At 63.1% G+C, this 25,179-nt stretch carries 22 protein-coding genes; 6 read left to right on the forward strand and 16 right to left on the reverse strand.

Features of this window, described 5'->3' with window-relative positions; translation table 11 throughout:
* Position 1: 1 nt before the first annotated feature.
* The 5 genes from waaA to BM413_RS07835 all read right to left on the reverse strand — a co-directional run bounded on the left by waaA (position 2) and on the right by BM413_RS07835 (position 4,586).
* Complete coding sequence (gene waaA, locus BM413_RS07815; RefSeq protein ID WP_091912049.1) at positions 2-1,318, reverse strand: lipid IV(A) 3-deoxy-D-manno-octulosonic acid transferase; 1,317 nt, start codon at positions 1,316-1,318, stop codon at positions 2-4.
* Positions 1,315-2,106 carry a lysophospholipid acyltransferase family protein gene (locus BM413_RS07820; RefSeq protein ID WP_091912051.1) on the reverse strand — a complete coding sequence of 264 codons (792 nt, stop codon included), beginning with the start codon at positions 2,104-2,106 and terminating at the stop codon, positions 1,315-1,317. The genes waaA and BM413_RS07820 overlap by 4 nt, the downstream gene beginning before the upstream one ends.
* On the reverse strand, positions 2,106-2,357 hold the full coding sequence (locus tag BM413_RS07825) for a DUF4170 domain-containing protein (protein ID WP_091912053.1): 252 nt from the start codon (positions 2,355-2,357) through the stop codon (positions 2,106-2,108). Before BM413_RS07825 ends, BM413_RS07820 begins: the two co-directional genes overlap by 1 nt.
* Before the next feature lie 80 nt (positions 2,358-2,437).
* Complete coding sequence (locus tag BM413_RS07830; protein ID WP_091912055.1) at positions 2,438-3,244, reverse strand: 3'(2'),5'-bisphosphate nucleotidase CysQ; 807 nt, start codon at positions 3,242-3,244, stop codon at positions 2,438-2,440.
* Complete coding sequence (locus BM413_RS07835; RefSeq protein ID WP_091912057.1) at positions 3,231-4,586, reverse strand: TldD/PmbA family protein; 1,356 nt, start codon at positions 4,584-4,586, stop codon at positions 3,231-3,233. The genes BM413_RS07830 and BM413_RS07835 overlap by 14 nt, the downstream gene beginning before the upstream one ends.
* Positions 4,587-4,792: 206 nt before the next feature.
* Between BM413_RS07835 and BM413_RS07840 the strand changes: the two genes are divergently transcribed.
* Together BM413_RS07840 and BM413_RS07845 are read left to right on the forward strand one after the other, a co-directional pair.
* The gene (locus BM413_RS07840; RefSeq protein ID WP_091912059.1) at positions 4,793-5,209 is read left to right on the forward strand and encodes a VOC family protein; all 417 of its coding nucleotides are present in this window, start codon (positions 4,793-4,795) and stop codon (positions 5,207-5,209) included.
* 29 nt (positions 5,210-5,238) lie between these two features.
* Positions 5,239-6,666 (forward strand): MATE family efflux transporter, encoded by a 1,428-nt coding sequence (locus BM413_RS07845; protein ID WP_197716865.1) that lies wholly within the window; start codon positions 5,239-5,241, stop codon positions 6,664-6,666.
* 2 nt (positions 6,667-6,668) lie between these two features.
* Here BM413_RS07845 and BM413_RS07850 read toward each other — a convergent pair whose 3' ends face one another.
* The 5 genes from BM413_RS07850 to BM413_RS07870 all read right to left on the reverse strand — a co-directional run bounded on the left by BM413_RS07850 (position 6,669) and on the right by BM413_RS07870 (position 13,089).
* Complete coding sequence (locus BM413_RS07850) at positions 6,669-7,514, reverse strand: patatin-like phospholipase family protein (RefSeq protein ID WP_091912061.1); 846 nt, start codon at positions 7,512-7,514, stop codon at positions 6,669-6,671.
* Complete coding sequence (locus BM413_RS07855) at positions 7,514-8,869, reverse strand: M16 family metallopeptidase (RefSeq protein WP_244537798.1); 1,356 nt, start codon at positions 8,867-8,869, stop codon at positions 7,514-7,516. The genes BM413_RS07850 and BM413_RS07855 overlap by 1 nt, the downstream gene beginning before the upstream one ends.
* Positions 8,870-8,883: 14 nt before the next feature.
* Complete coding sequence (locus BM413_RS07860; protein WP_244537804.1) at positions 8,884-10,290, reverse strand: M16 family metallopeptidase; 1,407 nt, start codon at positions 10,288-10,290, stop codon at positions 8,884-8,886.
* Positions 10,291-10,510: 220 nt separating this feature from the next.
* Positions 10,511-11,065 carry a 16S rRNA (guanine(966)-N(2))-methyltransferase RsmD gene (gene rsmD, locus BM413_RS07865; RefSeq protein WP_091912067.1) on the reverse strand — a complete coding sequence of 185 codons (555 nt, stop codon included), beginning with the start codon at positions 11,063-11,065 and terminating at the stop codon, positions 10,511-10,513.
* The gene (locus BM413_RS07870; RefSeq protein WP_091912068.1) at positions 11,065-13,089 is read right to left on the reverse strand and encodes a pseudouridine synthase; all 2,025 of its coding nucleotides are present in this window, start codon (positions 13,087-13,089) and stop codon (positions 11,065-11,067) included. Before BM413_RS07870 ends, rsmD begins: the two co-directional genes overlap by 1 nt.
* Before the next feature lie 66 nt (positions 13,090-13,155).
* Between BM413_RS07870 and BM413_RS07875 the strand changes: the two genes are divergently transcribed.
* Positions 13,156-13,608, forward strand: coding sequence for a nucleoside deaminase (locus BM413_RS07875; protein ID WP_091912070.1), 453 nt, complete (start codon positions 13,156-13,158; stop codon positions 13,606-13,608).
* Between the two features lie 21 nt (positions 13,609-13,629).
* Here the strand turns inward: BM413_RS07875 and BM413_RS07880 are convergent, their stop codons facing one another.
* The 3 genes from BM413_RS07880 to BM413_RS07890 form a co-directional block, all read right to left on the reverse strand.
* Entirely contained in the window at positions 13,630-14,325 is a 696-nt protein-coding gene (locus BM413_RS07880) for a hypothetical protein (protein ID WP_348272894.1), read from the reverse strand.
* A gap of 162 nt (positions 14,326-14,487) precedes the next feature.
* The gene (gene ileS / locus BM413_RS07885; protein WP_091912071.1) at positions 14,488-17,568 is read right to left on the reverse strand and encodes an isoleucine--tRNA ligase; all 3,081 of its coding nucleotides are present in this window, start codon (positions 17,566-17,568) and stop codon (positions 14,488-14,490) included.
* 234 nt (positions 17,569-17,802) lie between these two features.
* Positions 17,803-18,615, reverse strand: coding sequence for a MipA/OmpV family protein (locus BM413_RS07890; RefSeq protein WP_091912073.1), 813 nt, complete (start codon positions 18,613-18,615; stop codon positions 17,803-17,805).
* A gap of 193 nt (positions 18,616-18,808) precedes the next feature.
* Between BM413_RS07890 and BM413_RS07895 the strand changes: the two genes are divergently transcribed.
* On the forward strand, positions 18,809-19,372 hold the full coding sequence (locus tag BM413_RS07895; protein WP_091912282.1) for an HdeD family acid-resistance protein: 564 nt from the start codon (positions 18,809-18,811) through the stop codon (positions 19,370-19,372).
* Between the two features lie 154 nt (positions 19,373-19,526).
* Here the strand turns inward: BM413_RS07895 and BM413_RS07900 are convergent, their stop codons facing one another.
* Positions 19,527-20,510: a bifunctional riboflavin kinase/FAD synthetase gene (locus tag BM413_RS07900; protein ID WP_091912075.1), complete on the reverse strand. Its 984-nt coding sequence runs from the start codon at positions 20,508-20,510 to the stop codon at positions 19,527-19,529.
* Positions 20,511-20,520: 10 nt separating this feature from the next.
* On the reverse strand, positions 20,521-21,381 hold the full coding sequence (locus tag BM413_RS07905) for a TIGR01459 family HAD-type hydrolase (RefSeq protein WP_091912076.1): 861 nt from the start codon (positions 21,379-21,381) through the stop codon (positions 20,521-20,523).
* A 210-nt stretch (positions 21,382-21,591) separates the two neighbouring features.
* Between BM413_RS07905 and BM413_RS07910 the strand changes: the two genes are divergently transcribed.
* Both BM413_RS07910 and BM413_RS07915 read left to right on the forward strand, forming a co-directional pair.
* Positions 21,592-22,797 carry an EAL domain-containing protein gene (locus tag BM413_RS07910; protein WP_175544275.1) on the forward strand — a complete coding sequence of 402 codons (1,206 nt, stop codon included), beginning with the start codon at positions 21,592-21,594 and terminating at the stop codon, positions 22,795-22,797.
* 117 nt (positions 22,798-22,914) lie between these two features.
* On the forward strand, positions 22,915-23,547 hold the full coding sequence (locus BM413_RS07915; protein WP_091912079.1) for a LysE family translocator: 633 nt from the start codon (positions 22,915-22,917) through the stop codon (positions 23,545-23,547).
* Between the two features lie 27 nt (positions 23,548-23,574).
* On the opposite strand, the gene BM413_RS07920 is transcribed toward BM413_RS07915, so the two are convergent.
* The gene (locus BM413_RS07920) at positions 23,575-25,107 is read right to left on the reverse strand and encodes a DHA2 family efflux MFS transporter permease subunit (RefSeq protein ID WP_091912081.1); all 1,533 of its coding nucleotides are present in this window, start codon (positions 25,105-25,107) and stop codon (positions 23,575-23,577) included.
* Between the last annotated feature and the right edge of the window lie 72 nt (positions 25,108-25,179).

Here is a 25,179-nt window from a genome sequence, read left to right on the forward strand (position 1 = left end):
GCTACCGTCCGCCCGGTCCCTTGAGCCGCGATTTGACGACAAGCGGCTGGATGTACGGTTCGAGCGCCCTCAAGGTCTTGGCCAATGCGCCGCGCATCTCGTCCACCGTCACCACGCCGGCCGCCATCATGTCGTGGCGCGCGACCTCGTTGACCAGCAGGAAGTTGACGGCACCCGCAAGCATGTCGCGGTCGCGCACCAGCTTGGCCCCACCGCGATCGATCAGGCGCTGATAGGTTTCGCGGAAATTCTGCACGTTGCGGCCTGCAAGCACGGCCGTTTCCAGCATCGCCGGCTCCAGCGGGTTCTGCCCTCCCTCGGAGGTCAGGGAACGGCCGACGAATGCAATCTCGGTCAGGCGCAGGTAAAGCCCCATCTCGCCGATGGTGTCGCCAAGCAGGATGTCGGTATCTGCGGTAACCTTGTCGCCGGCGCTGCGCCGCGCAACCGAAAGCCCGAGTGCTGTAAACTCCTCGGCAAGTGCGGCCGCCCGGTCAGGATGACGCGGCACGATGATGGTGAGCAGGCCGGGGTGGCGCTTGTGCAGCATGGTATGGACTTCGGCTGCGACAGCCTCTTCGCCGTCATGCGTCGAAATCGCCGCCCAGGTCTTGCGCTTGCCGATCTGGCGCTGAAGCGCGTTGAGCACCTTCTCATCGACCGGTGGCGGCGCGGTGTCGACCTTCAGGTTGCCGGAAACGCTGACCGGTCGCGCGCCGAGTGCCGCGAAGCGCTGGCCGTCGACATCGGATTGCGCAACCACATGGGCGAGGTTCTCGAACAGCGCTTCAGCGATGAAGGGCCGCTTCTTCCAGTTCTTGAACGAGCGGTCGGACAGGCGGCCGTTGACCAGGACCTGAGGCACGCGACGGCGGCCCAATTCCAGAATCGTCATCGGCCATATCTCCGATTCGGCGATGATGGCGAGGTCAGGTTGCCAATGATCGAGAAAACGGCTTACCGCCGGCTTCATATCAAGCGGCACATATTGATGAATGACGCGCCCGCCGAGCCGCTCATCGGCGACCTGCGCGGAGGTCACGGTGCCTGTCGTCAGCACGATGTTGATGCCGTAGCCGAGTATGCTTTCCACCAGCGGCACAACCGCGATCGTCTCGCCCACGCTCGCGGCATGAACCCAGATCAGCGGGCCCTCCGGCCGGGGCTGGCTTGCCCGGCCGTAACGCTCGCGGCGCCTTGCGTGATCTTCCTTGCCGCGGCTTGAACGCCAGGCGACATAGGCGCCCATGACGGGAAACGCGACCGAGCCGGCAAGGCGGTAACCCGAAAGCAGCCTGCGCGCCCAGCGTTCGCTCATAAGCGGCCACCGTCGGCGATAAGATAGGCCTGTGCCGTCGCGCGGTTGAGCGAAGCGGTCAATTCCTGGCGCTTGAACTCCATCATCGCCTCGCTGGCGCCTGCCGGCACATGGACCGGCTCGCCGACGATGACGCCGCAGCGGCCGAAAGGCAGGTTGATGGTGGTCTTGTCCCAGCTTCGTTCCAGCACCTTGCGGCGGCTGGTGGCGACGGCCAGCGGAATCACCGGCTTGCCCGAAAGGCGCGCCAGCGTGATGATGCCGAGACCGGCTTCACGCGGCGTTCCGTGGGGAATGTCTGCAATCATGGCGACGTTCTTGCCGGCATCGAGCGCCTTTTTCAGGACGATCAACGCCCGCGCGCCGCCTTTTTCCGCATGGCGCTTGTCTTCACGGCCACCGGACCCCCGCACGGCTTCGAAGCCGAATTTTTCCAGCACAAGCGCGTTGAGTTCGGCATCAGCGCTGCGCGAGACCATGGCGAGCATCTTCTGCCGCCTCGGCAACATGACCGGCGCAAGAAGATGCTGGCCGTGCCAGAGCGCGATGATGGCCGGGGTCATTTCGGCCTGAGCCTGCTTGACGTCGGTCGATCCCTTGGCGAGCGGATTGGTAAGGCGCACGAAGCGCAGGCCGTAGGCAAGAAGGCTCGCAATCAGGCCCTTGGCAAAACTCGACTGCGCCAGCGGCTTGCGGATCTTGCGCCAGAAACCCTTCGCGCCGCCCGGTTTGCGTTTCTTCGGGGCCGCGGCCTGAACGACCGGCGACGCCACTCGTCTTTCGTCCATCAGCTCTGACCGGTCGCCTTGGCTTCCGGATCAAGCAGCCGGTGCAGGTGAACCACGAAATAGCGCATATGCGCGTTATCGACGCTCGCCTGGGCTTTCGCTTTCCAGGCCGTATGTGCGGACTGGTAGTCGGGGAATACGCCGACAATGTCGAGCGCGTCCAGATCGCGAAATTCGGTGGAGCCGAGCTTCTTCAGCTCGCCACCGAAAACCAGATGCAAAAGCTGCTTTTTTCCGTCTTCCTCGGACATGGGAATTCCTGAATCGTGATTGGCAAAGCTGCCATTGTCTAGATGAAAACGGATTGTTTTGAAACCGCCTCGACGCGCTTTCAGCGCCCGGCACCCGCTATTACCCCGGCAATGGCGGCGAGAAGATGACCACTGCCCGCAACCAGCGCGCCGTGCGCGGTGACGGCACCGGCATAAGACGGCAGGTTGCCTGCCGCATCCACAAGCTTTCCACCTGCTTCGCGCAGGATCAGGTCGGCAGCGGCGATGTCCCAATCATGCGAGTTGGGCTTGACGAAGGTGGCGTCGAGCGAGCCTTCGGCAATCAGCGCCAGGCGATAGGCAAGCGAGGGAACATGCGCGACGCGATGCGCCCGCTGCAGCCATTCCTCAGGCATGAGATCGAAAAACGGCTTCGGGCCGCCGATCTCGATTTCCTCGCCGATTTCACGAACGCTGATGATCGAGCCGTTCTTGCGCGCGCCCTCTCCCGGTATTGCCGAAAAGATTTCGTGCCGCGCCGGGCAATCGAGAACGCCGGCTATCGGCTGTCCCGCTTCGACGACCGCGACGCTGACGCACCACGCATCCTGCCCGTCGATGAAGCCGCGCGTGCCGTCGATGGGGTCGACGACGAAGGTGCGGCGGGCAGACAGCCGTGCATCGGTGTCGGCGGTCTCTTCCGACAGCCAGCCATAATCGGGCCGTGCCGCCGTCAGCGTCTCGCGCAGGAATTTATCGACGGCATAATCTGCCTCACTGACCGGCGATTGCCCGGTCTTCATCCAGACTTCCGGGCTTTTCCTGAAGTAGCGCATCGCGATATCCCCAGCCTCGCGCGCAGCATCCAGCAGCAGCGACAGATCTTCGGCGGCGGTCGATATGCTGGCTGTCTCAGCTTCCGGCAAGCGTCATTCCTTCGATGAGTAGCGTTGGTGCGGCCGTGCCGAAATTGCGGTCGATATCGCTCGCGGGGACCATGTTCAGGAACATGTCCCTGAGATTCGAGGCGATGGTGACTTCCGAAACGGGATAGGCGAGTTCGCCGTTCTCGATCCAGAATCCGGAGGCTCCGCGGCTATATTCGCCGGTGATCATGTTGACGCCCTGGCCGAACACTTCCGTGACATAGAAGCCGCTCTTCAGCGACTTGATGAGGTCTTCGGGCGAGCGGTCGCCCGGCTCGATGGACAGGTTGGTCGAGGTCGGCGAGACGGACGAGCCGCTGCGCGCGCCGCGGCCGTTGGTCTGCAGGCCGAGTTCCTTGGCGGCAGAGGTCGAGAGGAACCAGTGGTTCAGGATGCCCTTGTCGACCATCACCAGTTTCTCGCCTTCGATGCCTTCACCGTCGAAGGGCCGCGAGGCCGGGCCGCGCCGGCGCAGCGGTTCGTCGATGACGGTGATGATCCCGTTTGCCACCTGCTTGCCCATCATATCGCGCAGGAAGCTCGTCTTGCGCGCGACCGAGGCGCCGTTGATGGCCCCGGCAAGATGGCTGGCAATGCCGCGCGAGACGCGCGGGTCGAACACCACGTCGACCGGGCCGGTCTTGGCCTTGCGGGCATTGAGCCGACGCACCGCCCGCTCGCCGGCGGAGCGTCCGATCGCGTCGGGCGCATCCAGATCGGCGAAATGCTGGCGCGAGGAGAAATCATAGTCGCGCTCCATACCGGTGCCCTCGCCGGCAATCACGCTGGCCGAGCGCGAAAAGCGCGTGCCGACATAATGGCCGAGAAAGCCGTGCGAGGTGGCAAGCACCATGCCACCGAGACCAGCACTCGCGCCGCTGCCGCCGGAATTAGTGACGCCGGGAACTGCGAGAGCGGCCTCCTCGGCTGCCAGCGCATCGGCCTTCAGCTGCTCGGCGGAAACCACGGTGCTGTCATAGAGGTCGAGGTCGCGAACAGTCTTGGCGAGCAGCGCAGGATCGGCCAGACCCTGATAAGGATCCTCCGGCGAAACCTTCGCCATGGCGACGGCACGCTCGGCCAGTTGATTCGGGTCGGATGCCGCCGTCGCAGATACGCTGGCGACGCGCTGGCCAACGAAGACGCGCAGCGACACATCCTCGCTCTCCGACGCCTCAGTTGCTTCAACCTTGCCAAGCCGCACGGAAACGCCAGCCGAGCGGCCACGTACGGCAACGGCATCGGCCGCATCCGCACCGGCTCGCTTTGCCGCTTCGACGAGAGCCGCGACGCGATCGGTCAGCTTTCCGGCGTCCTTGACGGCATCGAGGGTGTCATTCATGCGGATTTTCCCAAATCAGTTGGCTCGCAGGCTTGCTGCACCATCTATTGTTCCCATCCCGCTTGTGCAATGGGCGTGGTCCAGCAGAAAGACCCGTGCCGAACCAATTCCTTTGGAAACGATCCGACTCTAGTCTAGGAGTCGACCACCATAGCGCCAATAGCAACCGGGCATATCGCCTCACGCAGAATAACCGGACCCCGAACATGACCCCTTTTCACCTCGCATTCCCCGTCCGCGATCTCGAGGAAACCCGCGCTTTCTACCGTGACGTCCTCGGCTGCGCGATCGGGCGCTCGTCCGATACCTGGGTCGATTTCGATCTTTTCGGCCATCAGATGTCGGCACATCTGCGCCCGGAGACGGCCTCGGCGGCCAATGACGGACAGGTCGGCGGCAAGCTGGTGCCGATCCCGCATTTCGGCGCAGTGTTGCTGATGGATGACTGGCAGGCGCTGGCCGACCGTCTTGAAGCCCAGGACGGCATCGACTGGCTGGAGCGGCCGATGATCCGCTTTACCGGCGAGCCTGGCGAACAGGCGACGCTGTTCATCCGCGACCCTTCCGGCAACGCGCTTGAGTTCAAGGGCTTCCGGTCGCTCGAGCAAGTCTTCGCGCACTGATCGCCGATCCGAGGCCGAAAGCAGACCGCATGAACGAAAAGTCGCAACCTGCCCAGACGGCCAAATTCACCACCGGCTCGACCATGCGCCATGTCATCACGATGACGGCGACGGGATCGGTGGGCCTGATTGCGGTCTTTATCGTTGATGCGCTGAACCTCTTCTACATTTCGCTGCTCGGCGTTCAGGAACTGGCGGCAGCGATTGGCTTTGCCTCGACGCTGCTGTTCTTCACGGTTTCGATCGCCATCGGCCTGACGATCGCCTGCGGCGCGCTGGTTTCCCGTGCGCTGGGGCGCGGCAGCCGCGAGGATGCGGCCCGCATGGGCGGGGCCTCGATGGTGTTCATGGGGATTACGACGGTGCTGCTCAGCATTGCCGTCTTTCCCTTCCTGCGCGAACTCACCGCGATGCTCGGCGCGACCGGCAATACATTGGATCTTTCCACGCGCTTTTTGCAGATGGTGCTGTTTTCGACGCCGCTGCTGGCGCTCGGCATGTGCACCACTGGCATCTTGCGCGGTGTCGGAGACGCCAAGCGTGCAATGTATGTGACGCTCGCCGCCGCCATTGCCGCCGCGATCTTCGACCCGATCCTCATTTTCGGCCTTGGCCTCGGCATCGATGGTGCTGCGATCTCTACCGTGCTTTCGCGCATCGTCATGCTCGCCGTCGGCATCCATGGCGCACACCGCGTCCATCATCTTATCAGATTGCCCGACCGCGAAAGGCTTGCCGCCGCGTTCCGGCCCTTCTTCGCCATCGGCCTGCCTGCCGTGCTGACGCAGATCGCGACCCCGGTCGGTAACGCCTTCGTCACCACCGAGATTGCGGCCTTCGGTGATCAGGCCGTGGCCGGCTGGGCGATCATCGGGCGTATCGTGCCGGTCGCATTCGGCGTCATCTTTGCGCTTTCGGGCGCTGTCGGGCCGATCCTCGGGCAGAATTACGGCGCGCGCAGATATGATCGCCTCATGAGCACGATGCGCAACGCACTCTTCTTCACCGTCGGCTATGTCTTGGTGATGTGGGCGCTGCTGGCGATATTCGCCCACCCGATCGCCTCGATCTTCGGTGCGAGTGGGCTTTCGCGTGAACTGATCGAGTTCTTCTGCCTGTTCGCCGCCGGCAGCTTCCTGTTCAACGGCGCGATCTTCGTTTCGAGCGCGGCCTTCAACAATCTCGGCTACCCGACCTATTCGACAGTGTTCAACTGGGGCCGCTCGACGCTGGGCGTTATCCCCTTCGTCTGGGCCGGCGCGCATTTCTACGGCGCCCAGGGTGTCATCGCCGGCTGGGGCCTGGGCGCAGTGGTCTTCGGCGTGGTCTCGATGCTTGTCTGCTTCCGCGTCGTGCGCGGCATCGCCGGCCAGCCCGTGCCCGACGAGACCATGCCATCGCCGCCACCTTCGGCGCAGTCGCCGTTTTCAACCGGCAAGGCAGCAACGCTGCAGTGAGGTTAAGCCGAGCGGCGGCGCTCGGCGTTCCGCAACGCTACGTCTACAGCGCGCTTCAGCTCGTCCTTGATGGCAGCTGTTTCGCCCATCACCGCGTCGATCTTCAGGAAATCCAGAGCACGAAACTGGGATACCGGCGGGCGCAGGAAAATTTCCGGCCTGCCCTGCTTGACCTTGCTGGCGATGATCGACTGCATCATCAGCTGGGTTGCGCCGAACATCAGGTCGATGGAGTTCGGCCTCTTGCGACCGCCATCCGTCGGGGTGCCGACGACATCGATGGCAATCACGATGTCCGCATCCTTCTCGACCAGATCGAACGGCACCGGATTGTAGATGCCGCCGTCGATCAGGATCTTGCCGTCACGCCGCACCGGGCGGAACACCGCCGGAATGGCAGCGGAGGCAGCGAGTGCCGAATTCAATTCGCCCTCGTCGAACACCGTCATCTGGTGACCGAAAAAGTCGGTCGCCGTCACCCGCAACGGGATTTTCAACTCGGCGAAGGTTTCGGGAATTTGGGACGGCAGGAACACCTGCAAAATACGCTCGATGTTGAACTGGCTGACGCGCAGGCCGCCTTCCATCATCTCCGCGAAGGTTCCCGGCCGCGCCCGCCACATGCGCGACGCCACTTCGGAGCGCTTGCCCAGCACCGAACGCGCATATTCGTGAATGTCGCGGCCGCTCATGCCGGCCGCCATGCCTGCGCCCATGATGGCGCCGATCGAGGAGCCGGCTATCGCCACCGGACTGATGCCGAGTTCGTCCAGCGCCTCGATGACATGGATATGCGCGAGCCCGCGCGCACCACCGCCACCGAATGCGATGGCGAAGGTCGGGCTCATCACTTGCTCCCCGCCACCAGCGAAGGCCCGACGATCAGTATCGCCGGATCGACGGTCAGCAGTTTCTTCGCAGCCGCCTTGGTGTCTTCCAAGGTCACTGCGTTGATCAATCCGGCGCGTCGATTCATGTAGTCGATGCCGAGATCCTGCAGTTGCAGCTCCACCAGCGTGCTGGCTATGGCGCTCGAGGAGTCGAGATTGTTGATGGCGTAGGCGCCGATCAGGTATTTCTTCGCCGCGTCCAGTTCTGCCTGCGTCGGCCCTTCATCGGCCATCTTGCGTATCACGTCGCGGATCAGCGCCAGCGCCTCGGCCGCCTTGTCGGCGCGGGTGGACGTACCGATCGTCAAGGCATTGGCATGCTCGTAATTCACCAGCGACGAGGAAATGCCGTAGGTCAGGCCGCGCTTCTCGCGCACCTCGTCGAACAGCCGCGAGGTAAACGTGCCACCGCCGAGAATGTGGTTCATCAGCACCGCGCCGAAGAAATCCGGTGCCGTGCGCTCGACGCCCGGATAGGCAAGCTGGATCATCGTCTGCGGCAAATCGTATTCGACACGGACTTCCTGGCCGAGTTTCGGCTGCACATCGGCGATGGGCGTAAGCGTCGGCTTTTCCGGCAGGCTGCCGAAGAGCTTGTCGAGATCGGCCTTCAGCGTTTCGGCATCGATCGCACCGACAACGGAGACCTTGAGCTTCTCCCGGGCGAAGATCGCCTTGTGAAAAGCGCGCAGATCGTCTGCGGTTATGGTTGCGAGCGACTGCTCGTTGCCTTCGTCGCGACGCGCATAGGGGTGGTTGCCGTAGAGCGCCGAAGCCCATTTCAGCCGTGCGGCGACTTCCGGATCGCGCGCGCCGGACACGATGCCGGACACAATTTGCGCGCGGATGCGGTCGATCGGCGCCTGGTCGAACCGCGGCGCGGTGATCGCCATGCGCAAGAGGTCGAAAGCCTCTTCGCGCTGGTCGGCAAGCAGCCGCATCGAACCGTAGATGCTATCGCGCCGTGCGGTGAAACTCATCTCGGCGCCGGCATCGTCAAGCCGCGACTGGTACGTCTCGCTATCGAGATCGCCGGCACCCTCATCGAACAGGCCAGTCATGAGGTTGGCGAGACCCTCCTTGCCTTTCGGGTCCTGTGTGCCGCCGCCCTCGAAGGCGAAGCGTATCGCGATGATCGGAACCGAATAATCCTCAACAAGCCAGGCCGTGACGCCGCTGGAGGATTTCACTTCCTGGATGTTCATCGCTGCCCGGGCCGAAACCACGCAGGGCAGGACAAGGAAGAAAAGCGCCATCGCCAGCGTGACGATCGAGGAGATCGCCCGGGCGCGTATGTCGAATGTCGTTCTCATGGTAACCATCCGGATCAATTCGCAGGCGGTGTCTTGGCGGGGGCGGCCTCGGCAGGACCGGGCTTGCCCGTCTCGCCGTCAGTTGCGCCCACATCGGCCGGCGGAACCTGCGTTTCGTCCGGCTTGGCCGCGGCTGAAACCGGCAGCAGGTAGCCCGTCACCGAAATCTCAGGCTTGAGGTATTTGGCGGCCACCGCGCGCACCTGGTCAGCTGTTACGGCCCTGATCTTGTCCGGCCACTGCTGTATTTCCTGGACTGTCCCGCCGGTGGTCAGCGTGCTGCCATACATATTGGCCATGCTGGACTGGTTGTCGCGCGCAAAGATCATGCTGCGGACATAGCGGTTCTTGGCCTTCTCCAGCTCCGCATCGGTGACGCCCTTGGTAGCGACGCTGACGATCTCGGCATCGACCGCTGCCTCCAGCTTCTCCAGCCCGGTCTCGCCGAGCGGCGAGCCGTAGACGGTGAAACTGGTGTCATCCAATGCCGTGCCGTCGAAATAGGCGCCGGCGCCCGAGGCAATGCGAGCCTTGACGACAAGCGCCTGATAAAGCCGGCTCTGGGTGCCGCCACCGAGAATTTCCGACAGCAGGTCGAGTGCTTCGGCCTCACCCGGCTGGGCGCGATTATAGGACGGCACGACCCATCCCTTGGAGAAGCTCGGCACGCTGACGCGCGCGTCCGTCAGTGTCACGGTGCGCTTGGTGTTCTGCTCCGGCTCGGTCGGGCGGATGCGCGGCGGCAGGTCCGGGCCGCGCGCCACCCGGCCATAGGTCTTTTCGGCCATCGCCCGCACGGTTGCGGCATCGACGTCGCCGGCCACGACCAGCACGGCATTGTTCGGCGCATAGTAGCGGTTGTAGAAATCGACAGCATCGGGGCGGTTCAGCTTTTCCATCTCATGCATCCAGCCGATTACAGGAATGCGATAGGGATGGTTCTGGAACAGCGTTGCCTGAACCTCTTCGCTCAGCAGCGCGTCCGGGCTACCCTCGATCCGCGAACGACGCTCCTCGAGGATGACGTCGCGCTCAGGCCCGATCACGGCATCGGTGAGAATCAGGTTGCGCATACGGTCTGACTCGAAACTCATCATGGTTTCGAGAGCGTCGGGCGTCACGGTCTGGAAGAAAGCCGTGTAATCATATGATGTGAAAGCGTTTTCGCTGCCACCGATCTCAGCGATCCTGGTGCCGAACTCGCCAGCCCGGTGGTTCGTCGTGCCCTTGAACATCAGATGCTCGAAGAAGTGGGCAATGCCGGATTTGCCGGGTGGTTCGTCGGCGCTGCCGATCTTGTACCAGACCATATGCGTAACGATCGGTGCACGATGGTCGGGTATGACCACCACTTCCATGCCGTTGCCGAGGAAGAAATCGGAAACCTCCTGGTCGCCCTGGGCGGCTTGCGCTGGGGCCATCAAGGCAGGCGCGGCGGTTACCGTCAGCAACATCAGGGACGCCGCAACGAAGCGTCCTCCCCGCCGTATTGCCCACCCGGCTTCAAAAATCATCAACGGCTCCTCGGCATCACTGCAATTGTCATGAGCGGTATGGCAGCCACATGACGGCTGGAAAAATGAATTCTCCGTCATGTGTCCCCGAAAAAGAGGCCGAAGCTAGACGAAGTGCCTGAAAAGATCAGGAAAGTTCGATCAGGCGTATGATGGTTTCGCCATAACTGCGTTCGTCAATGACCGAAAAGCCTGTTCCCGGATCGAAAGCGGCGGCGGCCGATTCCTCGACCACGCACAGCGCATCGGGCGTTAGCCAGCCCCCGTCGCGGGCGGATTTAAGTGCTGCCTCGCCCAGACCTTTGCCATAGGGCGGGTCGGCGAAAACGAGACCGAAAGGCTGCACGGTGCCGGCCGGGCCAAGGCCGGTCGCATCGCGCCGGAAAATCTTGGTGCGGCCATTCAAACTGAAGGTTTCGACATTGGTGCGGATCAAGCCGCGCCCTTCAGCCGACTCCTCGATGAACATGCAGAACGACGCCCCACGCGACAGCGCTTCAAGCCCAAGCGCGCCGGTGCCGGCGAAGAGGTCGAGCACGCGCGCGCCCTCAAGCCGGTCGGAAAACCGGTGTGCAAGCACATTGAACAGCGCTTCGCGGGTGCGGTCCGTGGTCGGGCGTATGGCGTTGGTGCGCGGCGTGGCCAGCGGCCGGCCGCGAAGCTCGCCGCCGACTATGCGCATCAGCCGCGATCCTTGCGCGGGCCGCGCGGCCTATCGCCGCCGCCGCGTGGTCCCTTGCCGCCCTCATCGCCTTCGCGGCGCGGCTTGCCGAAACCGGTCTTGCCACCGCCCGGCTTGTCGAAGAACGGCTTGCCGTGATGCTGCGCCTTGCTGGCCTTGCGGGCGTCCACTTCCGCCTTTTCAGCGGCTGCTCTGCCCTTGCCGATCGGCCGTGCGCCCGGAGCCATCCAGACATTGGCCTTGCGGACACCCGGCGGTTCGATCGGGCGCGATTCGCGCTCGGACTTGCCGCCACGCGCCGGCTTGGGTCCGCGCGCGGGCCTGTCACCAAAATCGGGCTTGGGCCCGCGAGCCGGCTTGTCGCCAAAATCGGATTTGGGGCCGCGATCACTCTTGAAGCCGCGATCGGGCTTGGTCTGCAAGCGGCCGAGCACGTCCTCGCGATGGCGTTCATTGTCGCGCTTGCGGTTCTTGATCAGCCCGCCTTCGCCTATATGCACCGGGCGCGCCTGACGCGGCGCCCTTTCGGGCACGGCTGCTGCGGCAGCCGGCTTCCCGAATTCGCGCCGCACCGGCTTGTTGGAGAACGGCTTTACGATATCGGCGTCGAAATTCGCGCCCGATTCCTCGATGAGCCGCTCGCCGAGCTGGTCACGCAGCGTGCGTCCGGCCATTTCCTGGACATGACCCTCGGGCAGTTCGCCAAGCTGGAACGGTCCATAGGAAATGCGGATCAGCCGCGTCACGTCGAGCCCGAGCGCACCGAGGATGTTCTTCACCTCGCGGTTCTTGCCTTCGCGCAAGCCGATCGTCAGCCAGGCATTGGTGCCCTGCTCGCGGTCCAGCGAGGCTTCGATCGCGCCGTAGAACACCCCGTCGACGGCGATGCCGTCTTTGAGCCCGGCCAACTGCTTCTCGTCGACCTTTCCATGCACGCGCACGCGGTAGCGGCGCAGCCAGCCGGTCGCCGGCAGTTCCAGCACGCGCGACAGGCCGCCATCATTGGTGAGCAGCAGCAGGCCCTCGGTGTTGATGTCGAGGCGGCCGATGGTCATCAGGCGCGGCAGTTCTGCCGGCAGGAGGTCGAAAACCGTCTTGCGGCCTTCCGGATCGCGATTCGTCGTGACGACACCGGACGGCTTGTGGAACAGGAACATCCGCGTGCGCTCGATCGGCGGAATGGTCTCGCCGTCAAGCTCGATCGTATCGCTCGGCATGACGTTGAAGGCCGGCGAAGCCAGAATCTTGCCGTTGACCTTGACGCGGCCAGCCGCGATCAGTTCCTCGGCGTCGCGGCGCGAAGCAATGCCGACGCGGGCCAGCCGCTTGGCAATGCGCTCGCCCTCCTCCGCTTCCTCGGCAACGCGCGGCCGGGCAAACGGCTTGCGCTCGCCGTCCGGCTTGAAACCTTCTGGCCGCGGGCGCTTTTCGAAACCGCCTTCACGCGCACCTTGCGGCCGGTCGAAACGCCGTGCCGGGCGCTCTCCGCCGGCATCGCCTTCGCGATCGGGCCGACGAACGAATGGCTTTCCTTCGGGCCGGGGACCAGCGCGGTAAGGCTTGTCGCTGCGTTCAGGCCGCGTCGCAGCACCGTCACGCGGACGATCGTCGCGTTTGAAATCGCGCTTGGGACGCTCCGCACCACCTGCCGCATCGTCGCGGCGCTTGGCATAGGGCTTGGCGGCGCCGTCGCGCTTTTCGAACGGCTTGCCGCCCTCGAAGCGCGGCTTTGCCGCAAAGCCGGACTTGCCCTCGGGCCGCGGCCCCTTGCGGAACGGCGCGCCACTGCGCTCGGCTTTCGCCTCGCCGCCTTCGCGCGGGCGATCGTCACGCTTGAAATCGCGCTTGGGGCGCTCTGCGCCTGCTGTCGCATCGTCCCGGCGCTTGGCGTAGGGTGGCTTTGCCGCCCCTTCGCGCTTCACGAACGGCTTGCCGCCCTCGAAGCGCGGCTTTGCCGAGAAATCGGGTTTGCCGCCCTTGCGCGGACCGCCTTTACGCGGGAATTTTTTTCGATCGTCGTCCATGTGGCCTTTGCCTTTCAGGGGCGGTAGATAACAGGAACATCCTGCACTTGCGAGGGGAATAACGGATTGAAACGCCCGGATTTCATGGCGCTGGCGCTTGCAGAGGCCGAAGCGGCGGCAAAGCGTGGCGAAGTGCCGGTCGGCGCGGTGATAGCCAGAGGCGACCAGGTCGTCGCCAGCGCCGGCAATCGCACCCGCGAACTCAACGATCCGACCGCCCATGCCGAAATGCTGGCGATCCGCGAAGCCTCGCAAAAGCTCTCCGCTGAACGCCTGAACGATCTCGATCTTTACGTGACGCTGGAGCCTTGCGCCATGTGCGCGGGCGCCATTTCATTCGCCCGCATTCGCCGCCTTTATTTTGGAGCGGGCGACGAAAAAGGCGGCGCGGTGGTCAACGGTGTGCGTTTCTTCACCTCGCCGACCTGCCATCATGTGCCGGAGGTCTATCCCGGCATAGCCGAGACAAGCGCTTCGACGATTCTCAAGGATTTCTTTCAGGCCCGCCGCGAACCCTGACCATCGGCCAGGGCGCAACACTTACCAGGGCAGAACGTCGCGCCAGCTATTGCCGGTCTTCTTTGTCGCCTGGGCCTTCAGGCGCCGCTCTTTCTTGACCTCGTCCTCACCGACATCGCCGACAGGCGCGGTTGCGGACGGCTCGCGATAGACCAGCGGCGGCTCGCTCAGGAACTTGCGAGTCGTCGGGCTGCCCTGCTTGGTTTCGGCAAGACGCTGGTTGAACAGGGTGCGCTGTTCCGCCTGCTTGCCAACCTTCTCGACGCCCGAATCCATGGTGCGCTCGGTCACGCCTGGCCGAGAAATCGAGGACGACGATGGTGCGCCGAGATCACCCAGGATCTGCGGACGCCAGCCGGGGGTGTCGCGATTTTCCGTTGCGTCGGCACGCAGCCGCGCACGCTTCTGCTCGGGCGATTCCGGCCACTGGCTGGCATCGGCGTTGACGATGCTTTCCTGCGGTGCAGGGAGATTCAGCTTTTCGCCCGGCTTTGGCTTAACCAGATCGGGCCGCGGCTTGTATTCGATGTCGCCACGATTTTTCGGCGCCATGGAAAGGATGCCGGTGACGTCGCCGACGAGCTGCTCGGTCGAGGTCTTGTCGGTGCCGTAAGTAGGGCCGCTCATGCAACCCGAAACCGCGAGGCTGGAAGCCACGAGCGGCGCAAACACCATCCAGCGCGCACGCGTCATTTCAGTCAGGCCAGAAAATTTCACTGCAAACCGCCTCTCGCTCTATATCGGACCGCAATCCGGATATTTCCCGCAACCCTCATCCGATGGGAATCCGGCGAGATTTTGTCGCCCGGAGCCCCGCGCTTGTAACCCAAGCGGTCAGGAAGGGCAACGACCGCCGCCGCGCCCTCCCCGACATGTACTCTAAATACGGCCTAAAGCTTTCAATTCATGAAGAGCCTTGGCGTCGCGGGCAGACACTTCCGGGAACTCCGGGTCCGAACCGACGTCGTCGGTATAGCGCCAGGAGCGCGCGCATTTGCGCAGGCCCTTGTCGTCGGCCTTTTCCACCACAACCGCCACGCCCGGCACTTCGCGCAGCACAAAGGCGTCTGCGGGTGCACCCTGATGCGAAACCGCTAGATCGCTGGTGATGCTGATTTCGGCCAGGTCGATGCCCGACAATGCCGCCTCGAGCGCAGCATCGTTCATGTGGACGACCGGCACGGCTTCCAGCGACGAACCGATGGTCTTCTTGGCCCGCTCCAGTTCCAGCGCGCCGGTAACGACGCTGCGGACCTGACGGATTTTTTTCCACTTTTCCGCCAGCGCATCGTTTTTCCAGTCCGCGGGCACCGCCGGGAACTGTTCGAGATGCACCGATTCGGACGACGGATAGCGCTCGAGCCACGCCTCTTCGGTGGTGAAGGGCAGCATCGGCGCCAGCCACGTCACCAGATGGTCGAACAGATGGCGCACCACCTGCACTGCCGCCTTGCGCTTGCTGCTGGAAGGCGCCTCACAATAGAGCGCGTCCTTGCGGATGTCGAAATAGAAGGCGGAAAGCTCCACCACCATGAAATCGATCAGCGCGCGCGTGACGCGCTTGAACTCGAAGGCGTCGTAGCCGGCGCGAACCAGTTCATCGAGTTCGGCCAGCCGGTGCAGCATCAGTTGCTCCAGTTCCGGCATCTCTTTCACCGGCACCACGTCGCCCTCGTCATGGGCGAGCGTGCCGAGCATCCAGCGGATGGTGTTGCGCAGCTTGCGATAGGCGTCGATATTGGTCTGCAGCACGTTCTTGCCGAGGCGCTGGTCTTCCCAATAATCGGTCGTCACCACCCACAGGCGCAGGATATCGGCGCCGGATTGCTTGATGACGTCCTGCGGCACCACCGTGTTGCCGAGCGACTTCGACATCTTGCGGCCCTCCTCATCCATGGTGAAGCCATGGGTGACGACGGTGTTGTAAGGCGCACGGCCGCGCGTGCCGCAGCTTTCCAGCAGCGACGAGTGGAACCACCCGCGATGCTGGTCCGAACCTTCGAGATAGACGTCGGCCGGCCACTTCATGTCCGGGCGGTCTTCCAGCGTAAATGTGTGGCTGGAGCCCGAATCGAACCAGACATCAAGGATGTCCATGACCTGCACCCACGGCTCGTTGGCGCGGGAGCCAAGGAAACGCTCGCGCGCGCCTTCCGCGAACCAGGCATCGGCCCCTTCAGCCTCGAAGGCATCAACGATGCGCTGGTTGACGGCGTCGTCCACGAGCACGGTGCCGTCGGCATCGGCAAAGACGGCGATCGGCACGCCCCAGGCGCGCTGGCGCGACAGCACCCAATCCGGGCGCTCTTCGATCATCGAGCGCAGGCGCGTCTGGCCGGCGCCGGGCACGAAGCGAGTGTCGTCGATGGCCTGCAGTGCGCGCGAACGCAGCGTGGTGCCGTCACCCAGTTCCTTGTCCATATAGACGAACCATTGCGGCGTGTTGCGGAAGATGATCGGCTTCTTCGACCGCCACGAATGCGGGTAGCTGTGCTTGAGGCGGCCGCGCGCGAACAGCGCATTGCGTTTGATCAGCTCCTCGATGACGGCCTTGTTGGCATCGCCCTTCTTGCCGTTGTCGTCGATGACGCGCGCAGGCCCGCCCTCGCGATCCGGGCCGAAGCCGGGCGCGTCCTTGGTGAAATAACCGGCGTCGTCGACGGTAAAGGGGATGCTAGATGAGAATAGCAGCCCCGCATATCGAAAACTCTCCGAATTCGCATCAAAGAGGAAGGGATATTCTTTCTCGGCCTGATGGCTTGCGAACTGCTTCAGCAGCTTTCCAGTAAAGTCGGACCACGCCTCGAAATCCTCCCGGCCATGTCCTGGAGCAGTATGGACAAACCCCGTTCCCGCGTCGTCGGTTACGTGATCTCCTGGGATCATCGGTACAGCAAACTCATATCCACCACCTAGATTTCTAAATGGGTGAGCGAGCACCATATCGTTTAAGTAGTCGGCAGGGATCGAGGCAAGCCGCTTGAAAGCTACTTTTGCTTTTGTTGCAGACTCCTCTGCCAGTGCGTCGGCAAAGATCAGTTTCTCACCCGGCTGAGGGCCAAAGGCATTATCAGCGGAGATTACCTCGTACAGCCCATAGCTGATACGCGGTGAGAAACTGACTGCGCGGTTGCCGGGAATGGTCCACGGCGTAGTCGTCCAAATGACGACATACATTTGATGCTCTGGTGGGATCGCAAATTCAGAGTCATTGAGTGCTGTAACGTGCTCATCATTACCGCTCAAATCACGATGGAAAGTCCGATTCAAAACCGGGAACTTCACCCAGATTGTGTCGCTCTCGTAATCCTGATACTCGACCTCGGCCTCGGCCAGCGCCGTGCGCTCGACCACGCTCCACATCACCGGCTTGGAGCCGCGATAGAGTTGGCCGGATGCTGCGAACTTCAACAGTTCGCCGGCGATGCGCGCCTCGGCGTGATAGCTCATCGTCAGGTAGGGATCCTTGAAATCGCCGATGACGCCGAGCCGCTGGAATTCGTCGCCCTGCACCTTGATCCATTTTTCGGCATAGGCGCGGCATTCTTGGCGGAACTCGATCATCGCCTTGGGTTCGGACAGGTCAGGCTTGGCCTTGCCCTTGGCGCGATAGTTCTCTTCCTCGATCTTCCATTCGATCGGCAGGCCGTGGCAGTCCCAGCCCGGCACGTAGTTCGAGTCGAAACCCCGCATCTGGAACGAGCGGGTGATGACGTCCTTCAGCACCTTGTTCAGCGCATGGCCGATATGGATGTTGCCGTTGGCATAGGGCGGGCCGTCATGCAGCACGAACTTCTCGCGGCCGGCCGCACTTTCGCGCAGGCGCTTGTAGAGGTCCATCTTCTGCCAGCGCGCGACCGCTACCGGCTCCTTCTCAGGCAGGCCGGCGCGCATCGGAAATTCCGTCTGCGGCAGATAGAGGGTCTTGGAGTAATCGAGTTTCTCGGACGTATCGGTCATTGTCTTGCCATCAGGTTGCCCGGCGAAATGCGCCTCGGGCGTTCAACTGTCATTTAATGGAAAATGCGCGGGAAAGCGCGCAGGCAAAAAGTCCCGGACTTTCAGGCAGCCTCAAGCCACCCGGAAAGCCGGGCCCGTAATTCGTATAGCAATCGCGAAGACGGGCGCGAGACATCTCATGGCGCGCTTTTAGCGGAGGCAGCCGCGAGAATAAAGCGGATAAATGCGCAAACGCTACATCTGGAAATCGAAGCGATACGTCGCCGAGACACCGAACATCAGCTGGTCGCGCGAGCCACGCTCCTTCACCAGGCTGGAATCCGCCGCCGGGCCCTTGAGCCGCGAATATTCGCTGAACAGGGTGGCCGTGATCTTGTCGGTGGCTTTCCAGTTCACCGCGCCGCCGACGCCAACAGACTTCAACCCGCTACCGGGATCGTATCGGCTCAGGCCGGACGCTGCGGATTCGGAGGCCGAGACGCCGTAATAGGCGTCGAAATATTTGGCTGTGGCAAAGGATGCCCGCGGCCCGCCGGAAACGCGTATCGTCGGCGTGACGTCGTAGAAGGCGTCGGCGGAAATGTCGGCGACGATGCCATTGTGCGCCCTGATGCCGTGGCGTACCTCGCCGCGCATGCGCATCCAGTCGGTCGGATAGATCTCGAAGAAGCCGCCGACCTCGCCGCCCCAGCGGACGGGATCGAGGCCTTTGAGGTCATTTATGTCGTTGTCGCGCGCAAACAGGAACTTTCCGGTCAGACCCGCGCGCACGGGACCATCATCGAGCAATGACATCGAGATGTTGTCGTTGCGCGAGACGAACCGGGCAGGAGCGCCGGCCTTGCCGAGCGAGATGATGGGCGAGGCGGTGAATATGCGGCTGCTCGAGCCTTCGAACCGCGGCGCCACGATGCCCGATGCGCCGACGGTCAGGTACCAGTCGCCGTGAACCCAGTCGAAGAAACCGCCTTCGGCGGCAGCGCTCTGCGACAGCCCCAGCAAGAGGGCAACCGAACAACCAACCGACATCCGATTGAAAGATATCATCAACAGCCCCACGCACGCACACACAACCAATCGTTGCCACAAGCTTTTGAGGGCTTTGCGTAAAATTTGATTTAATTTCGTAAGGTTGCCTCAACCGGCGCCACGCGCTCCCGCTGGACGACTCGTGCGGGCGGCGCTACTTTAATCGTGGCGGGATTGTGGCAACGTTTATCCAAGCATGGAGATGACGGCGATGACCTTACCTTCTGAAATGCCGGAAGTTCTGAAAGACGCCATCGGCGATGCGCGGTCCAAATGGGGATGGTTCGTCGCGCTCGGGGTCCTGCTTCTGATCTTCGGCGGCATCGCCTTCGGCAATCTTTTCATCGCCACCGTGGCTTCGGTCTATGTGGTTGGCTCGCTGATGCTGATGGCCGGCGTCATCGAGATCGCGCATGCCTTTGGCGTCAAAAGCTGGGGCAATTTCTTCTGGTGGCTGGGCAGCGGCCTGCTTTATGCGATCGCCGGCTTCCTCGCCTTCTACAACCCGCTGCTGGCGTCTGCCGTGCTGACCTTCCTGCTTGCCGTCAGCCTGGTTGCTTCCGGCATCCTGCGGCTATGGCTGGGCTTCAAGAGCAGACCTGCCGCCGGCTGGGGCTGGCTCGTCGCGGCTGGTGTGGTCACGGCACTCGCCGGCCTCATCATCGCGCTCGGCTGGCCGGTGAACAGCCTTTGGGTGCTCGGCATGTTCCTGGCGATCGACCTGATCTTTCAGGGCTGGACTTTTATCGCGTTTGGGCTGGCGCTGAGGAAATAGCCTCTTTCGCTATCATCGGCGATAATCTCCGCCGTCATCCCGGCCGGCCGAGCGAAGCGAGGGAAAGAGCCGGGACCCATTCTGCTCAACGTCACGGAATGGGTCCCGGAAAGCCTTCGCTGCTCTCGGCTTCCGGGATGACAGTCGGCGTGCTTTAGAACGCTATCGCGCTATCCAATTCGGACAGCGGCCGGACGCCGGCAAGAAGCGCGCGCGCCTCTTCCTCGTCGCGCTTCATCTGCACGACCAGCGCGTCGAGCCCGTCGAACTTTACCTCGCCGCGCAGATAGCCAAACAGCGAGACCCGGCAGGTCTGCCCGTAGAGATCGCCGGAGTAGTCGAACAGGAAGGTTTCGAGCAGCGGCGCGCCGTTGTCGTCCACGGTCGGGCGGCGGCCAAAGCTGGCAACGCCGTCATGCAGCGAGCCGTCGGCGCGGCGGAACCGTACCGCGTAGATGCCGTGTTTCAGCATCGTGCTTTCCGGCAGCGCCATATTGGCGGTCGGGAAGCCGAGCGTGCGGCCAAGCTGCTTGCCATGCGTCACCTCGGCCTCGACGGTATAGCGGTAGCCGAGCAGGCCTGCGGCTTCCGTCGGCTCGCCTTCCGACAGGAGCTCGCGAATGCGGCTGGACGACACGATCTCGGTGCCCTCGTCGCGAAAGGCATCGACCAGCGTGACGCCAAAGCCATGGCGCTCGCCGGCCTCCATCAGGAAGGCCGGGCCGCCGCGCCTGCTTTTGCCGAAATGGAAGTCGAAGCCGGTCACGACATGGCTGATGCCGAGATTGGTTTCGAGTATCTGCGTCACGAACTCTTCGGCGCTGAGTTCGGCGAAATCGCGGTCAAAACACTGTTCCACGACTGCCGCGAAGCCTAGTTCGGCCAGAAGCCGTGCCTTCATCGGCGCGGGCGTCAGGATGAAAAGCGGCGTGTTTGGCTGGAACACCGTGCGCGGATGCGGCTCGAAGGTCAGCACCAGCGCCGGCACGTCACGGCGGCGCGCCTCGTCCAGCGCGCGCTCCAGAACGGCCTGATGGCCGCGATGCACGCCGTCGAAATTGCCGATCGCCACCACGCCGCCGCGCAGCCTTTCGGGCAGCATTTCGGTGCCGTTTATGCGCTGAAACGATTGCGTCATGGTCGTCTATCTACCGGAGCCGGGGGATCACCGCCACCGGGCGATGCCCGTGCTTTTCGAGAAAGGCCGACAGGCGCTCCAGATCTGGATTGAGCGGGTCGCCATAGTCGCGGGCGTGGATGCCGCCCGAAACATAGAGCACGTCGAGACCGTTGTCGGCAGCGCCCTTGATGTCGGTCAGCATGCCATCGCCGATGCCGAGTGTCTCCTCGCGGGTAACATCGCGGCCGAGCACCTCGGCGGCAGCCTTCAGGGCCACGTCATAGATCGGCTTGTGCGGCTTGCCGGAGATCAGCGTGCGGCCGCCAAGCTGCGAATAATCACGCGCCAGCGCGCCGGCGCACCAGATCAGCCTCTCGCCACGTTCCACAACGATATCGGGATTGGCACAGATGAACGGCAGGTTGCGTGAACGGAAGCGCCGCAGCATGTCGGCATAATCTTCCGGCGTCTCGACTTCATCGTCGAACAGGCCGGTGCAAACCACGGCATCCGCCTCGAATTCCTCGACCAGCTCGCAATCGATGCCGTCATAGATCGGCATGTCGCGATCTGCGCCGAGATGGAAGAGCTTACGCGGTGCTTCGCGGATCAGGTCGCGCGTCACGTCACCTGAGGTAACGACGCGGTCCCAGGCGCTTTGCGGCACGCCGATCGCAGCAAGCTGCTCCTCGACGCCGTCATGGGGGCGCGGCGAATTGGTGATCAGCACCACCGCCAGGCCCTTTTCGCGCGCTCGCGTCAGCGCGGCAGCGGCTTCCGGAAAGGCATCCTCACCATTGTGGAGCACGCCCCAGACATCGCACAGGATCACGCCATAGCGGCCGGTGACGGCGTCCAGCGATCCGATCGTTTCGGGCGAACCCGTCATGGTTTTTCCTTCACTATCCGCTGTCGTGGAGTTGCCATGGATGAATGATCCGGGCGCATGGGAATTAACCGAACCTCTTCACCGTGTCACCAGCTTTCGCTTAACAGAATGCCCGCATCGTGAGAAAATGGTCGCTGCATCAGGACGCGGGGTCGGATGTGTTTGCGTACGGGAGAGCCGCGAAGGCGGGTTTTCCGAAAGGGTTTTGTGATGCAGCGTGGTTTGTCGTTCCTCGTTGCCGCCGCGGTCGTCTGCGGGGGCTTTTATTTTCTCTTGAGCGGTCTGGTCGCCGGCGGCATGCCGGAAGCCCAGGTCGTTCTGATGACAGCCGCCGCGGCATTGGTGCTAGCGCTTTGCGGCGCGATCTTCGGCCTGCTCGCCTATCGTCGCTCCAGCAGCGCCTCCACCGAGATCACCCGGCTCGCTTTGTCGGTCGACGCTGCGATCCGTGAACTGTCCTCGCGCGAAAAACCCGGCCTGGCGAGCAATACCAAACGAGTTGCCAGCGTTTCGCGCAAGATCGAAGCCGTGCCGGCAGCCGCACGGATCGAGCCGATCAGTCAACCGGCGCCCGTCGAACAGGCGGCGCCAAGCGCCACCATCATCACGCACCCTGCCCTGCTGCGCTCGGCTCAGGACGACAAGCCGGCCGAGGCCATGGACGATGCAGCGGCGGCGATACATGATGCCTTGAGCGCGGGCAGGATCGAACTCAGCCTGCAGCCCATCATCTCGATCGCGCGCGGCGAAGCTGCCGGCTTCGACGTGTTCGCCCATTTGCCCCAGCACTGCGATCGGCAGCTCGAACTGCGCCGTCCGGAAAATCCCTCATCCGGCTTGCCGATGGCCGCCTTCGAGCGCCTGCTGGTTGCATCTTCCGTCCAGACCGCGATACGCCATCTTGGCGAGGCCAGCGAAGCTACCCCCCTGCATGTGGCGATTTCGGAAGCGTTGCTTGAAGACAGCGCGGAACTGGCCACGGTGCTGACCCTGTTTTCGCAGCATGCCGACGATGTGCGCTCGATCGTGCTGTCGATCCCGGCCACCGTTGTGGAGGGAGACAACAATCATGCGCAGGCGCTTGGGCTGCTGGCGCAGAGCGGCGTTCGAATTGCAGTCGAGGGCTGGTCGGGAAATGCCGAAAGCCTCGAACAGAGCGCCCGAGGCAAGATCGCTTTCATCAAGCTTTCGGCCAGCGAACTGCTCGACCCGGTGAATTTTCAGAAAATCGAGGCGCTGCGGGAGCAGGCCGGCGCGACCGGCATTTCCGTCATCGCGACGGAAGTGGCGCTCGATGACGATGCCGTCGGCCTCATCGATCTCGGCATCGTGCTGATGACCGGCCCGCGCTTTTCGGGTCCGCGCCGCATCAAGGGCGGAACGGCACCGAACGTGACCCGCTCCGCTCATCTTTGACGTCTGAGATACTGGCGTAATCCCTTCGCCGGGGAGGACCTTGCCGCACGGCTTCGGGAGGCCTAGAGCCTGCATTGCTCGCAGAAGCGGGCATGCTTTGTTGCAGCGAGGCCAGCCATGCCCGAATTTTCCAATATCGCGACCTTTGCCCTCCTCGCGCTCGGCATGGTGCTGACGCCAGGCCCGAACATGATCTACCTGATCTCGCGTTCGCTAAGCCAAGGGCCAGTTGCGGGATTGATCTCACTTGGCGGCGTGGCGCTCGGTTTCGTCTTCTACATTCTCTGCGCTGCCTTCGGCATCACGGCCTTGGTGCTCGCCGTGCCCTATGCCTATGACGCGCTGCGCTTTGCCGGCGCGCTCTATCTGCTGTGGCTGGCGTGGCAGGCTCTCAAACCCGGCGGGCGCTCGCCTTTCCAGGTGCGCGAACTGCCCAAGGACAGTCCGCGCAAGCTGTTCATGATGGGGTTGATGACCAACCTGCTCAACCCGAAGGTGGCAGTTCTCTATCTGTCGCTGCTGCCGCAGTTCATCGATCCGAAGGCCGGCAGCGTCTTCACGCAGCTTTTGGTGCTGGGTTCCGTGCAGATAAGCATCAGCGTGACCATCAACTCCATCATCGCGATCATGGCTGGTTCGATCGCGACCTTCCTGGCCGGACGCCCTGTGTGGGTTGTCATTCAGCGCTGGATGATGGGCACCGTGCTCGCCGCGCTGGCACTCAAGATGGCGACCGAAGCGCAGCGATAACACTGCGCCCCATTATCAAACGGTCTCTCAGTCCATGTGGGCGGCGGCGGGAGCTCCACCTGCCGGCGCTACCTTCGGCTTGCGCAGCAGAAATGCCAGCGGGATGGCGCAGAGCGAAACGATCATCATCAGCTTGAAGTCGTTGACATAGGAGATCATCGCCGCCTGCTGGTTGACGATGTTGTCGATCTGGGACAACGCGGTGGGATCGCCGGCGGCAGCAGCAGGCGACAGAGCCTTCAGCGTCTGGTTGAACGGCGTAATGTTGGCCGAAAGCTCGGCGTGGTTGACCTGAATGTTGCGGGTCAGAATAACGGACACCGCTGAAATGCCGATCGAAGAACCGAGGTTGCGGACGAGGCTGAACAAGGCCGTCGCGTCGGTGCGGAAGCCGGGAGCGAGCGTTGCGAAGGCCACCGTCGACAGCGGCACGAACACCAGCCCGAGGCCGAGGCCCTGGATGACACCGGATTCGATGATCAGGTAATTGTCCATCTGCGGCGTGAAACCGGACATGGTGTAAAGCGACTGCGCGACCAGCAGCAGCCCGGCGACGACCAGAATCCGGGCATCGACCAGCCGCACCAGACGACCGACGAGAATCATCGAGATCATCGTGCCGACACCGCGCGGCGCCATCACAAGCCCCGTCGTCACCGTCGGATAGCCGAAGATGTTGGACAGCATGGGCGGCAGCAGCGCCATCGAGGCCAGCAGGATGACACCAACGAAAAAGATGAAGACCAGGCCGATCGCGAAGTTGCGGTCGGCGAATATCTTGGGATCGATGAAGGTATCCCTGCCGGTCGTCAGGTGAATGATGAACACCCAGAAGCCGACGAGCGACAGTCCGAGCTCGATCCAGATCTCGATGGAAGAGAACCAGTCGACCTCGGCGCCGCGGTCGAGCATGAGCTGGAGCGCACCGACGCCGAGCGAAAGCATGGCGAAGCCGAAGAAATCAAAGCCGCGCAGGCGCTTGGCGATGGACGGCAGATAGGCGGCCGAACCGAGAAAAGCGATGATGCCGACCGGCAGGTTGATGAAGAACACCCAACGCCAGTTGAAGCTGTCGGTAAGCCAGCCGCCGAGCGTCGGGCCGATGATCGGGCCAACCATGATGCCGGCGCCCCAGAGTGCCATGGCCTGGCCGTGGCGTTCCTTCGGGTTGATGTCGAGCAGAAAGGTTTGCGACAACGGCACGATGGCCGCGCCGAAAACGCCCTGCATCAGGCGGAACAGCACCATGCTTTCCAGACTCCAGGCGATGCCGCAGAGCATGGACGAAATGGTGAAGCCGACAACCGATGCGAGGAACAGTTCCTTGCGGCCGACGCGATCCGCGACCCAGCCGGTCACCGGCGTCATGATGGCGGCGGCGACGATATAGGACGTGAGAACCCAGTTGATCGTGTCGGCCGAAGCGCCGAGATCGCCGGTCATTGACGGCAACGCGACGTTGGCGATGGTGGTGTCGAGCACCTGCATCACCGTGGCCAGCATGATCGACACCGTAATCAGCCCGCGATGCGGGACTTCGGTGTGGGATGTCGCACTCATTGGACGTGGACCTGAATGTCACGCGTCCGCCGGAGAGCGGACGCGGAGAATGTGGTTAGGCCGGCGGATTTC

Origin of the sequence: Mesorhizobium sp. YR577 (assembly GCF_900116595.1) — a bacterium.
In the GTDB taxonomy this organism is placed as follows: Bacteria; Pseudomonadota; Alphaproteobacteria; order Rhizobiales; family Rhizobiaceae; genus Mesorhizobium_M.

Excerpts from the sequence above, each read along its gene's own strand:
- BM413_RS07835 (WP_091912057.1), bottom strand. The coding sequence starts at position 4,586 with ATGAATGACACCCTCGATGCCGTCAAGGACGCCGGAAAGCTGACCGAT.
- BM413_RS07855 (WP_244537798.1), bottom strand. The coding sequence starts at position 8,869 with ATGAGAACGACATTCGACATACGCGCCCGGGCGATCTCCTCGATCGTC.
- BM413_RS07860 (WP_244537804.1), bottom strand. The coding sequence starts at position 10,290 with ATGGCCCCAGCGCAAGCCGCCCAGGGCGACCAGGAGGTTTCCGATTTC.
- BM413_RS07895 (WP_091912282.1), top strand. The coding sequence starts at position 18,809 with ATGACCTTACCTTCTGAAATGCCGGAAGTTCTGAAAGACGCCATCGGC.
- BM413_RS07845 (WP_197716865.1), top strand. The coding sequence starts at position 5,239 with ATGAACGAAAAGTCGCAACCTGCCCAGACGGCCAAATTCACCACCGGC.
- BM413_RS07820 (WP_091912051.1), bottom strand. The coding sequence starts at position 2,106 with ATGGACGAAAGACGAGTGGCGTCGCCGGTCGTTCAGGCCGCGGCCCCG.
- waaA (WP_091912049.1), bottom strand. The coding sequence starts at position 1,318 with ATGAGCGAACGCTGGGCGCGCAGGCTGCTTTCGGGTTACCGCCTTGCC.
- BM413_RS07905 (WP_091912076.1), bottom strand. The coding sequence starts at position 21,381 with ATGACGGGTTCGCCCGAAACGATCGGATCGCTGGACGCCGTCACCGGC.
- rsmD (WP_091912067.1), bottom strand. The coding sequence starts at position 11,065 with ATGCGCATAGTCGGCGGCGAGCTTCGCGGCCGGCCGCTGGCCACGCCG.
- BM413_RS07870 (WP_091912068.1), bottom strand. The coding sequence starts at position 13,089 with ATGGACGACGATCGAAAAAAATTCCCGCGTAAAGGCGGTCCGCGCAAG.
- ileS (WP_091912071.1), bottom strand. The coding sequence starts at position 17,568 with ATGACCGATACGTCCGAGAAACTCGATTACTCCAAGACCCTCTATCTG.
- BM413_RS07915 (WP_091912079.1), top strand. The coding sequence starts at position 22,915 with ATGCCCGAATTTTCCAATATCGCGACCTTTGCCCTCCTCGCGCTCGGC.
- BM413_RS07850 (WP_091912061.1), bottom strand. The coding sequence starts at position 7,514 with ATGAGCCCGACCTTCGCCATCGCATTCGGTGGCGGTGGTGCGCGCGGG.
- BM413_RS07920 (WP_091912081.1), bottom strand. The coding sequence starts at position 25,107 with ATGAGTGCGACATCCCACACCGAAGTCCCGCATCGCGGGCTGATTACG.
- BM413_RS07840 (WP_091912059.1), top strand. The coding sequence starts at position 4,793 with ATGACCCCTTTTCACCTCGCATTCCCCGTCCGCGATCTCGAGGAAACC.
- BM413_RS07900 (WP_091912075.1), bottom strand. The coding sequence starts at position 20,510 with ATGACGCAATCGTTTCAGCGCATAAACGGCACCGAAATGCTGCCCGAA.
- BM413_RS07890 (WP_091912073.1), bottom strand. The coding sequence starts at position 18,615 with ATGATATCTTTCAATCGGATGTCGGTTGGTTGTTCGGTTGCCCTCTTG.
- BM413_RS07910 (WP_175544275.1), top strand. The coding sequence starts at position 21,592 with ATGCAGCGTGGTTTGTCGTTCCTCGTTGCCGCCGCGGTCGTCTGCGGG.
- BM413_RS07825 (WP_091912053.1), bottom strand. The coding sequence starts at position 2,357 with ATGTCCGAGGAAGACGGAAAAAAGCAGCTTTTGCATCTGGTTTTCGGT.